The sequence below is a fragment of the Streptomyces sp. MS191 genome (assembly GCF_008042125.1).
Taxonomy (GTDB): domain Bacteria; phylum Actinomycetota; class Actinomycetes; order Streptomycetales; family Streptomycetaceae; genus Streptomyces.
This window is the reverse complement of record NZ_RDBI01000079.1, coordinates 23,420-33,071: the sequence shown is the minus strand read 5'-3', so window position 1 is coordinate 33,071 and position 9,652 is coordinate 23,420. Positions and strand designations below refer to the sequence as shown.

At 72.2% G+C, this 9,652-nt stretch carries 9 protein-coding genes, 3 pseudogenes and 1 riboswitch; of the genes and pseudogenes, 6 read left to right on the top strand and 6 right to left on the bottom strand.

The genetic code is table 11. The annotated features are described in order from the left end of the window. A pseudogene (locus EAO71_RS34020) lies at positions 1–221 on the bottom strand (hypothetical protein); the annotation flags it as partial. 67 nt (positions 222–288) lie between these two features. Continuing rightward, positions 289–470, bottom strand: a riboswitch (cobalamin riboswitch). Between the two features lie 222 nt (positions 471–692). On the opposite strand from EAO71_RS34020, the gene EAO71_RS34015 reads away from it, so the two are divergent. The 3 genes from EAO71_RS34015 (at position 693) to EAO71_RS34005 (ending at position 3,474) form a co-directional block, all read left to right on the top strand. Next, the gene (locus EAO71_RS34015) at positions 693–1,070 is read left to right on the top strand and encodes a VOC family protein (RefSeq protein WP_147981682.1); all 378 of its coding nucleotides are present in this window, start codon (positions 693–695) and stop codon (positions 1,068–1,070) included. A gap of 293 nt (positions 1,071–1,363) precedes the next feature. Then, positions 1,364–2,476, top strand: a complete 1,113-nt coding sequence (locus EAO71_RS34010; RefSeq protein ID WP_147981681.1) for an ABC transporter substrate-binding protein — start codon at positions 1,364–1,366, stop codon at positions 2,474–2,476. Positions 2,477–2,721: 245 nt separating this feature from the next. Further along, positions 2,722–3,474 (top strand): HNH endonuclease family protein, encoded by a 753-nt coding sequence (locus EAO71_RS34005; protein WP_261992480.1) that lies wholly within the window; start codon positions 2,722–2,724, stop codon positions 3,472–3,474. 208 nt (positions 3,475–3,682) lie between these two features. Here the strand turns inward: EAO71_RS34005 and EAO71_RS33995 are convergent. Then, a pseudogene (locus EAO71_RS33995) lies at positions 3,683–4,243 on the bottom strand (LLM class flavin-dependent oxidoreductase); the annotation flags it as partial. A gap of 108 nt (positions 4,244–4,351) precedes the next feature. Here EAO71_RS33995 and EAO71_RS33990 point away from each other — a divergent pair. Then, on the top strand, positions 4,352–4,780 hold the full coding sequence (locus tag EAO71_RS33990) for an organic hydroperoxide resistance protein (RefSeq protein WP_147981680.1): 429 nt from the start codon (positions 4,352–4,354) through the stop codon (positions 4,778–4,780). A gap of 169 nt (positions 4,781–4,949) precedes the next feature. Here the strand turns inward: EAO71_RS33990 and EAO71_RS33985 are convergent, their stop codons facing one another. The 3 genes and pseudogenes from EAO71_RS33985 to EAO71_RS33980 all read right to left on the bottom strand — a co-directional run bounded on the left by EAO71_RS33985 (position 4,950) and on the right by EAO71_RS33980 (position 6,735). Continuing rightward, positions 4,950–5,801, bottom strand: a complete 852-nt coding sequence (locus EAO71_RS33985; protein ID WP_147981679.1) for a hypothetical protein — start codon at positions 5,799–5,801, stop codon at positions 4,950–4,952. Between the two features lie 75 nt (positions 5,802–5,876). Continuing rightward, positions 5,877–6,032: pseudogene (locus tag EAO71_RS38325) on the bottom strand (DUF6251 family protein); the annotation flags it as partial. A gap of 10 nt (positions 6,033–6,042) precedes the next feature. After that, the gene (locus tag EAO71_RS33980; protein ID WP_147981678.1) at positions 6,043–6,735 is read right to left on the bottom strand and encodes a TetR/AcrR family transcriptional regulator; all 693 of its coding nucleotides are present in this window, start codon (positions 6,733–6,735) and stop codon (positions 6,043–6,045) included. Positions 6,736–6,788: 53 nt separating this feature from the next. Between EAO71_RS33980 and EAO71_RS33975 the strand changes: the two genes are divergently transcribed. Further along, a complete protein-coding gene (locus tag EAO71_RS33975; RefSeq protein WP_147981677.1) occupies positions 6,789–7,907 on the top strand; it encodes an FAD-dependent oxidoreductase in 1,119 nt (372 codons plus the stop codon). 91 nt (positions 7,908–7,998) lie between these two features. Beyond that, positions 7,999–8,703, top strand: a complete 705-nt coding sequence (locus EAO71_RS33970) for a 2-phosphosulfolactate phosphatase (protein WP_187282936.1) — start codon at positions 7,999–8,001, stop codon at positions 8,701–8,703. Positions 8,704–8,927: 224 nt separating this feature from the next. Here EAO71_RS33970 and EAO71_RS33965 read toward each other — a convergent pair. Further along, positions 8,928–9,652: pectate lyase (locus EAO71_RS33965; RefSeq protein WP_147981687.1), on the bottom strand; the 725-nt coding region annotated here is incomplete at its 5' end.

Sequence of the window (9,652 nt, the reverse complement as noted above, 5' to 3'; positions counted from 1 at the left end):
GCGGCGGTGAGCGAGTCCATGGCGAGTTCGACGACGGTGCCGCCGTGCGGAGCGAGCAGGTCGCGCAGGATGCGGGTGCCGGAGGCCCAGTAGACACTCGGCTGGGCCGCCACGGCGATGCGCGTGCGGCCCGCGCCGAGGAGGAAGTCCGCGTAGATCCGCCAGCCGTGGGACTGCGCCGGGGCGAGGCGCGACCGTGAGGCCGGCGAGGGCAGGGGCACGACGCTTGTCGAGGGTCGCGGGCACGGCGATGTCACCACTCTCCTCCGGGGAGATCCGCCCCGGTGTCGGCGAGATCGCGATGACGTGAGTCTCCTGGCTCCCGGATCGACCCTCCTCCCGGCCTTCCCGTCCGAGGACGGTGACCACGCGTGGAAGTCGCTCCCCGGTCACAGTGGCGGGACCGCACCGGATTCACACCGGATTCCTCGGCCGCCATCGCTCGGGCGGCGTCATTCTGTCAGGGCGTGAACACCCCGGGCAGGCGGAGGTGGTGTGACGGCGGTCTCCACGGAGCGCGTCGCTCGCGACCTCGTGCGCGAAGTCCCCGCCGGTGCCTCGGTGCCTCGGTGCCTCGGTGTGCCTCGCGCCTCGGTGATGCGGTCGGCGGTCGGTGACGCGTCTTCGGGTCACGGCACGACCAGCCCGCGGCGCCACCGCGCGCCCCGGGCCGCCTCCGTACACTGGCCCGCATGGCATGCCGAATCAGCGAGTTGGTCATCGATGCCGCCGATCCCGAGCGGCTCGCCGTGTTCTGGAGTGAGGTCCTCGGCTACGTCGAACGGGACAGGGAGGCCGACGGAAGCATCGAGATCGGGCCGCCCGGCGACGGTACCGGCCTGCCCACCCTCGTCCTGAGCTCCAGCAGCGCCCCACGGGTCGGGAAGCTTCCCCTCCACATCGACGTCAACGCCACCGATCGGGACCAGGACGCCGAGCTGGAGCGGCTTCTCGCCCTCGGTGCGAAGCCCGCCGACGTCGGCCAGACCGGTGACGAGAGCTGGTACGTGCTGGCCGACCCGGAAGGCAACGAGTTCTGCCTCCTGCGTTCCCGGCTGCGGCCCCTGTAGGCACGCGCCCGCCACGCGCCGCGCCGTCCTGCTCGGGCGGGAAGTCCGGGTGGGCGGCCGACCGTGCCCACGAGCAGCCCCTGGCCGCGGACGGCGCACCGCCGGCGGACGGATCCGAAGTCGGGCCGACGGCAAAGGGGTTGCCGACCGGCGAGGACGGTGGATGCAATGTCCGTGGTGATCGCCCGGGTGTGCCCGCCACGGTGAGCCGGGGCGAGCACGCACGTCCAGACCCTGCCACTCCGCGATCCGGGCACACCGCGTCCGAATCGCCTCACGGGAGACGCCAGCGCATGAACACGCCACCATCGCCCCCCGGCCCGGAGCGCACCGACGGGCCCTCCGTCCGGATCGGCGGTCTCGTCCCGCTGTCCCGGCCCGGCTGGGCCGAGGCGGGCAGGCACGTGCTCGCCGGCCTCGAACTGGCCGTCCGCGACGCCAACGACGCCGGCGGGATCGGCGGAAGACCGTTGGAGCTGCTGGTCCGGGACACCGCGGCCGATCCGCGGAAGGCGGCTGCGGCCGTGGACGAGTTGGCGGGCCTCGGTGTGGTCGCCCTGGCGGGGGAGTACCACAGCGTCGTGGCGCGTGCCGCCGCCGCCCGGGCCGACGCCATCGGCGTGCCGTTCCTCTGCTCGTCCGCGGTCCTCGACGCGCTCACCGACCGGCCGACGGAACGGGTCGCGCGCCTCGCCCCGGCGCAGTCCCACGGCTGGCGGATCTACGCGGACTTCCTCCTCGGCGCGGGCCGCACGCGCATCGCCGTGGCGGCCCAGCCGAGTGTCTACTGGGCCTCCGGCACCCGCATCCTGCGCGACCTGCTCGCTCCGCACGGCGGCACCGTCGTCGAACTCGCCATGGACTCGCTCACCGCCGCCGACGTCTGCGACGCACTCGTCGACGCGCGCGCGACGGCCCTCCTGCTCCTGGTCGGCCACCCGGACCCGGCCGTGCCGATCGTCCGGGCCGTCCGCGGCGACCGGCGCCTCGCCGACCTCATGATCGGCGCTCCGGCCGGGCAGCCGGAGTTCACCGAATGGGCGGACCTGCTCGGGGACGACGGCACCGCGATCCCCTTCCTGCGCTACCTGCCGGAGCGCCTCGGCCCACTCGGCGCACGCGTCGAGAAGACCTTGCGCGAGCAACTCCCCGAGGCGCCCTCCTTCGTCGCCTTCGAGGGCTACGACACGGTGACCGTCCTCGCCGCCGCGCTGCGCTCCCACGGCACGGACCGGTCGAGCGTCGCCGCATCCTGGCCCCACCTCGCCGTCGAAGGCACCCGCGGCCCGATCCGGTTCTCCCGCCCGCCGGGCATCGACGTGTGGCAGTGGGCCTGGCCACCGGTCCAGGTGGTCGACCGCGACCCGCGGCAACCCGATCGGTTCCGGGTCCTCCACTCGGGCTGAGCGAGCACGCAGGCCGGGACCGCCGAGGGTCGTGGCCTCGGCAGCCCGGGACGTCTCCTTCACCATCGCTCGACGGCGCCACCGGGTTCGACGGCCCCTCTCCGTTCCGTCACCCGGCGGTGCGGGGAGCGGACTCCAGCCGTCGCCGGCCGGAACGGTTCTCCGGTGAACGCGCTCCTCCGGATGGCCGACCGGCCGCCCGGGCGCTCCACGACGTGCGGGAGGGCGCGGTATGCCTGTTGGCCATGTTCAAGAACATGGCGCACGGCCTCGCCGTCCTCACCCTTGCCCTGGCCCCGATCGCCGCGCCTTCCCCGGCCTCCGCGGTCCCGGCTCCCGAGCCCGCGGCGGAGGTGATGAGACTGTCCCTCGCGCTGGACCGTCTCCCGGTCGCGGAGGAGTCCCGCGCGGGCTACACCCGCGACGGGTTCACCTTCTGGAACGCCGGACTGGACCCGGCCGACGGCTGTGACACCCGGGCGGAGGTCCTGCTGGCGGAGGCGACCGAGGCGCCGCCGGTGGCCGCGGGGTGCAGGCTCGGCGAGGGGGAGTGGCTGTCGTACTACGACGGCCAGGAGGTCACCGACCCCAGGTCCCTCGCCGTCGACCACCTGGTTCCTCCGGCCGAGGCATGGGATTCGGGCGCGTACGCGTGGACGGCGTCGCGCAGGGACGCGTACGCGAACGACCAGGGCGCGGGCGTGAGCCTGGTCGCCGTCACGGCGCGCGTGCAGCGGTCGAAGGCGGACCGAGACCCGCGCGACTGGATGCCGCCGTCGCCGGAGGCGACGTGCCGCTACATCGCCGAGTGGACCGGCACGAAGCTCCGTTGGGGCCTGAGCGCGGACCAGGCCGAGGCCGACGCCCTGAACGTGTACGCCCAGGGTCCGTGCCAGAACGCCGTCCACGCGTACGCGCCCGAATCCCATGCCTCGGCCGGAGGAACCAGGTGGTCGACGGCGAGGGACCTGGGGTCGGTGACCTCCTGGCCGTCGTAGTACGACAGCCACTCCCCCTCGCCGAGCCTGCACCCCGCGGCCACCGGCGGCGCCTCGGTCGCCTCCGCCAGCAGGACCTCCGCCCGGGTGTCATGTACAGGGCGGGAATGACCGGGCGGGCGGGGCCGGACTGCCCGACGGTGCGGAGTTCGTCCGCGTACGTCGTCGCCGCGGGCGGGTAGGGAAGCCATCCGTCGGCGAGGCGGGCCACGCGTCGCAGCGCCGGTCGGCCGCCGCCGGCCAGCCAGACCGGCGGCCCTCCCGGGCGGGTCGGCGGCGGCGCGATCCGTACGTCCGTGAAGGCGAAGTGCTCGCCCTGATGGGACACCGGTGTCCCCGCCCATAGTCGCCGCATGACGTGGATCGACTCCTCGAGGCGGCCGAGGAGGCGGGCGAACGGGATGCCGACGGCCGCGAACTGGGCCTGTGTGGCCTCGTTCGGGAAGCCTCCGCCCATGCCGGCGATCAGTCGCCCTTCGGAGAGCCGGTCGAGGGTGGCCAGTTGGTGCGCGAGCAGGATCGGGTGACGCAGGGCCGGCAGCAGCACAGCCGTGCCGAGCGTGACCCGTTCGGTGGCCCGCGCCGCGGCGGCCAGGAGCAGCAGCGGGTCCGCTCGTGGCCGTGTGACGGGGCTGTCGCCGGCCCACACGGAGTCGAGGCCGAGCCTCTCGGCCCGCCGGGCCTGGGCGACCAGGCGCCCGGGCTCGTGCTCTGCCCGAACGGTCTGATCGCGCGTCGGCAACAGATAGCCGATCTCCAGCGGTGTCATCGCCCCTCCCGGCGGCCGTGGAACTTCCTGGTCGCCGACCCTAGCGCTTGACTTCTTGATTTTGAAGTGGAGACTTCCAATTCAGGTAACCAGGAGGGGAGTTCCACCATGACCAAGGCGCTCTACACGGCACAGGCCCACGTCACCGGAGGCAGGAACGGTCACGGGCGCACCGCCGACGGACAGCTCACGCTGGATCTGCGCCAGCCGAGGGAACTGGGCGGCAACGGCGCTGGATCCAACCCCGAGCAGCTCTTCGCGATCGGTTACGCCGCCTGCTTCGGCACCACCCTCGCGCTGGTCGGACAGGCAGCCGGAGCCACGTCCGACGACGCGGAGATCGACGCGTCGGTCTCCCTGCTCCCGAACGACGCCGGCGGCTACACACTCTCCGTCGAGCTGCACATCTCGCTGCCCTCGATCCCCGCCGAACAGGCAGTGGAACTGGTCAGGACGGCTCACCGGATCTGCCCGTACTCCAACGCCACGCGCGACAACATCGACGTCAGCCTGCGAGTCGACGGCACGAGGATCTGACAGCAGGGCGTCCCGGGACGACGCCGGCCCGACCGGACATCCCGGATGGCCGGCACGGCTTGCCGGCCGGGATCCGGGGCGGCGCGTGTGCACGGAGGGCTTGGCGCCTCGCGGGGCGAGCAGCCGCGCACGCCTGATCCGGGAGCACCGGTGTCGGCGCACGGGGAGCTCAGCCCCTGCGGACCTCGCGCGGTGCGTGGCTGTAGTGGACATGGCCACGTTCGACCGCGACGAAGGCCAGCCGGACGTTGTCGAGCAGGGGCGAGAGGTCTCCGTCGACCACCCGCGTCGAGCCGGAGACGGTCACCTCGCGGAGTGCCGGATGGTCCGCGACAGGAGCGAGCGAGGCGATGTCACCGCTGTTCTCCAACTCAAGGCGCTGCAGGAGCGCGAGAGCGCCGACGAAGTCGATCGCGTCGGTCTTCGCGGAGAGCAGGGACACGTCCTCCAGTGCCGCAGCCCCGGCCAGGAGTTCGGAACGGGCGAGCCGGCCGCCGTAGAGGCGGAGTTCGCTAAGGGCCGGGAACAGCGCGGCACCTTCCATGTCAGTGACGTGCTCCCGGCTCGATTCGAGCCGGAGCTTCCGCAACACCGGCTTGGACCCCAGGGCAGAGAGGGACGCGCCCTTCCACTCCGGCAGGACGAGGACGTCGAGGGCCGCCAGCAGGGGAAGGGACCGGGCCACGACCGGCCACGGGGCCTCCAGTTCCCGGAGCTCCGGCAGCCCGGCCAGGTCCAGCTCCGAGGTGGCGGACACCGGCAGTCCCAGCCGTACCAGTCCGGAGCATCGCGTCACAGGGGAGAGGTCCGCAACACCGCTCAGGATGCGGAGACTGCGCAGTCCTTCGACGTCGGGCAGGAACGCGAGGTCGACGGCGGGACCGGATTTCCGGCGTACGGGCGCTCCGATGACCAGCCCGTCGCAGGTCCCGTCCTCGAACCGCTCGGTGTACGCGGGATCCCACGGTTCGTCGGTCACGAACATCTCGGACCACCCACCGCACCGTCGGGCGATCTTCATGCGCACTCCTCCGGGAAGGGCGAGGGGGACGTTCCATCCCGATGATCGCTGAAAGGCGCGAGCAACAGGATCAGCTCAACAGGACGGTATCGACGCCCAATCGGCACGTCCGGGTACGACCACGCTCCGCGGTGCCGGCCGATGCCCGGAGCCGAGCGCGGCCCGCTGCATCGTCCGGTTCGGCGGGGCCCTTCGCAGGTGCCGATGAACCACCAGCCGCATCCCTGCGGGCTGCTGGGGGTCACATCGGCGGGCGGGTGAGTCTGGTGGCGACGGCGTCGAGGACCCAGTCCAGGCCGGTTTCGAAGGACGTCTCGGCGTCCACGTCCGTGCCGTCGTGCACGGCTTTGGCCAGCGCCGGGAAGCGGCCGGTGGCCAGCATTGTCGACACGTGCGGGCCGTGGGCGCGCTGCCAGTCGTGCTTGGACAGGCCCGTGGTCCGCTCGGCCCGCAGGTTCGCGATCTCGCGCCTGATCGCGCCGATGAAGTAGGCGCTCACCGTCTCCACGGCGCGCATGACGGTGTCGACGTCGGTGCGGGCGTCGAAGGCGGCCAGCGTGGCCTCGGCCACGGCGAGGCCGTTCGGGCCCAGAGTCGGGCGACCACCGAGCAGGTCGGCCAGCCATTCGTGGCGGAGGGCGGCCTGCCTGGTCCGCTGGGCGAGGACGCGCAAGGCCTCGCGCCAGTCGACGGGCTGCCCCTCGGGGAGGATCTCGGCCTGGACCTCGTCCACCATGAGGTCGAACAGCTCCTCCTTGGTGGAGATGTACCTGTACAACCGCATCGGACCGGCGTCCAGACGGGCCGCGACCTTGCGCACCGACACCGCCTCCAGCCCGCCCTCGTCGGCCAGTGCGATGGCGGCGGCGACAATCCGCTCCCGGTCGAGCAGCACGGGTCGAGTCGGCGGCTCCGGCCGGTCCCAGACAGTCATGGTCACACCGTACCGTTGCGATACAGCGTATTTGCGCAATACAGTGTATCGACATGAGACATCGCATCGCAGTGGTCGGGAGCGGTCCTGCAGGCCTTACCTTCGCCCGCGTCCTGCACCGCCATCACCACCCCGTCACCGTTCTCGAACGTGAACCCGCCCCCGACGCCCGCCCCCCGGGCGGCACGCTGGACCTGCACGAAGGACTGGGCCAGCTCGCGCTGGACAAGGCGGGGCTGCTGGCGGAGTTCCAGGCGCTGTCCCGACCCGAGGGCCAGGCCATGCGCATCCTGGACGTGGACGGGACCGTCCTGCGCGACTGGCAACCCCGCCCGGACGACCGGGCCAATCCCGAGATCGACCGCGGGCAGCTCCGTGACCTGCTGCTCGGCCCTCTCGACGTCCAGTGGGGTCGGGACGTGACGCAGGTGGTGCCGGGGACGCGGGAGGGCGTCGTGGTCCATTTCGCGGACGGGCGACAGGAGACGTTCGACCTCGTGGTCGGCGCGGACGGCGCCTGGTCCCGGACCCGCCCGGCAGTCTCGTCGGTGACGCCGCACTACACCGGCATCACCGCCGTCGAGACCTCCCTCGACGACGTCGACACCCGGCACCCTGACCTCGCCCGGTTGATCAGCGACGGCTCAGTGGCTGTGTACGGCGTGAACCGAGCTCTCGTCGCCCAGCGCAACAGCGGCGGCCACGTCAAGGTGTACGCCCAGTTCCGCGCGCCGCTGGACTGGCACACGGACCTGGACCTCGCGGACGTCGAAGCCGTGCGAGCGAGCCTGCTGGATCTGTTCGACGGCTGGACCGCTCCCGTCCTCGACCTCCTCCGCCAGGGCACCTCCTTCGTCCACCGCCCTCTCCACGTCCTGCCCGTGTCCCACACCTGGACCCACGTCCCCGGGGTGACGCTCCTGGGCGACGCCGCCCACCTGATGCCCCCGTTGGGGGCGGGCGCGAACCTCGCGATGCTGGAAGGCGCTGAACTCGCCGAGTCCATCGCCGGCGGCCCCGAGGATCTGGACGAGGCCGTCCGCGCCTTCGAGGAACGGATGTGGGCACGGGCCGGCCGGTGGGCGAAGATCACGACGGCCGGCCTGGAACGCCTCGTGAGCCCCGACCCCGCCGCAGCCCTCGCCCTCTTCGATCAAGTCCAGCCGGCCTGACCGCCAAGCACGAGAGCGCCGGGCACCGACCGCTCCGAAGGATCGTCAGCATGGCTTGTGGACCGCTTCAACGGGCTGCGACGATCCCGGCATGCACGCGCGCGTAGTCGGAATACCCGACCTGGACGGCACCGAACAGGTGGCCGTAGTGATCGACGTGATGCGGGCGTTCACCACCGCCGCATGGGCCTTCCACCGTGGGGCAGACAAGATCGTTCTCGCCGCCGACGCGGGCGAGGCACTGGCGATCAAGGAGGGGAACCCGGACTGGCTCGCACTCAAGGACGGGGCACCGGCCAGCGGGTTCGACCTGGTCAACTCCCCTGGCCTGATCCAGGAGGCCGACTTGACAGGCCGCACCGTGATCCAGAAGACCACGGCGGGAACGGTGGGAGCCCTGGCGGTCGTCGAGGCGAGATTGGCGCTGTGCGCCAGCTTCGTCGTGGCCGGCGCGACGGCCCGGGTCCTCGCGGATGCCGGCGCCGACCCGGTGACGTTCGTGGCCACCGGCGAGGACGGCCGTGCCGCCGAGGACCTGGCGTGTGCCGAGTACCTGGACCGGATCCTGGCCGGGGAACCTCGCGACCCACTCCCCTATCTGCACCGTGCCCGCACCTCCCCGGCCGCGGACGACCTGCGCAGGGGGCGACGCCGTGGTGCTCACCCCACCGATGTCGACCTGTGTCTGGAGGTCGACCGGTTCGACTTCGCCATGAAGGTCGGGCTCGAAGAAGGGATGGCAGTCCTGCGGTCGCTCCGGACTCGACCGGATGCGGTGTCAGACCGCGCACGCTGATGAAGGGACGGTGCCCGCCTCACACTGACGGAAAGTGGGGGGAGGAGTGACGGCGACGGTGCCGGCCCGCCCTCGGGGGGCGGACCGGCGCGGGTGTCACCCTCTCGACGTCCCTGTCGGTCGCGAGGTCGGGCGCGGCGGCGGGGTATCCCGGTTGCCGGGTCGTGACCGGCCCTGGTGATGGTCACCTGCGTGGGCGCTCTGGGCCGGCGCTGCCCGGCTGGTCAGGGGCGACGGATGATGTCGGCCGGGGTGTAGAGGCAGTGCGAGGTGTCCGGGCCACTTCCGATGGGCTTCGGTTCGCCCTTGGTGACGCCTTCGAAGCGCTGGCAGACGGTGATCGGGTGGCCGCGTTCCTCGATGACGAGTCGGGAGATCTCGGCGGTGTCCCCGAGGTTGGAGTTGATACCGGCGACGACCTTGCCCGGGGCTGTGACACGCACGTTGTCGATCTTCAGGTGGCGGGCGTACTGGGTCTTGCAGTTTCCGCAGGAGCGGTACAGCTTCCCGAAGTCCTCGACCTGGAAGTTCCTGATCACGAAGGTGCCGGGGCCGTTGTGCTGGAAGACCTTGTCAGCCGCGCCGCGGGCGCCGCCGCCGTCGACGGTCATGGTCTGGGACGGCGAGTCCGACTTGAAGGTCGCGGCGTCCTCGCCCACGTTCTCCCACCACACGTTGCGCAGGGTGCAGCTGCCCTTGCAGTGCACACCGTCGGCCGCGGTGTCGCCCAGGACGACGTTCCGGAGCACCGCTCCGTCGGCGAGTTCGAAGAGGGCCGGCTGGTTCTCCGACTGGCCGGAGCCGCCGAGCGCCCCCTTGCCGACGAAGCGCCGGCCGCCGCCGTCGAAGACGGTGGCCACCTTCTGCGTCGCGGTCAGCGGCACGGCGTCGCCCTTGGGAGCGGGCCAGGCCGGGAAGCTGCCCGCGACCGACGCGGTCCGCTCCGGAT

Bases quoted from the DNA above. Each gene is read 5' to 3' on its own strand.
- EAO71_RS34015 (WP_147981682.1), top strand. From the start codon at position 693: ATGGCATGCCGAATCAGCGAGTTGGTCATCGATGCCGCCGATCCCGAG.
- EAO71_RS33990 (WP_147981680.1), top strand. From the start codon at position 4,352: ATGACCAAGGCGCTCTACACGGCACAGGCCCACGTCACCGGAGGCAGG.
- EAO71_RS33975 (WP_147981677.1), top strand. From the start codon at position 6,789: ATGAGACATCGCATCGCAGTGGTCGGGAGCGGTCCTGCAGGCCTTACC.
- EAO71_RS34005 (WP_261992480.1), top strand. From the start codon at position 2,722: ATGTTCAAGAACATGGCGCACGGCCTCGCCGTCCTCACCCTTGCCCTG.
- EAO71_RS33970 (WP_187282936.1), top strand. From the start codon at position 7,999: ATGCACGCGCGCGTAGTCGGAATACCCGACCTGGACGGCACCGAACAG.
- EAO71_RS33985 (WP_147981679.1), bottom strand. From the start codon at position 5,801: ATGAAGATCGCCCGACGGTGCGGTGGGTGGTCCGAGATGTTCGTGACC.
- EAO71_RS34010 (WP_147981681.1), top strand. From the start codon at position 1,364: ATGAACACGCCACCATCGCCCCCCGGCCCGGAGCGCACCGACGGGCCC.
- EAO71_RS33980 (WP_147981678.1), bottom strand. From the start codon at position 6,735: ATGACTGTCTGGGACCGGCCGGAGCCGCCGACTCGACCCGTGCTGCTC.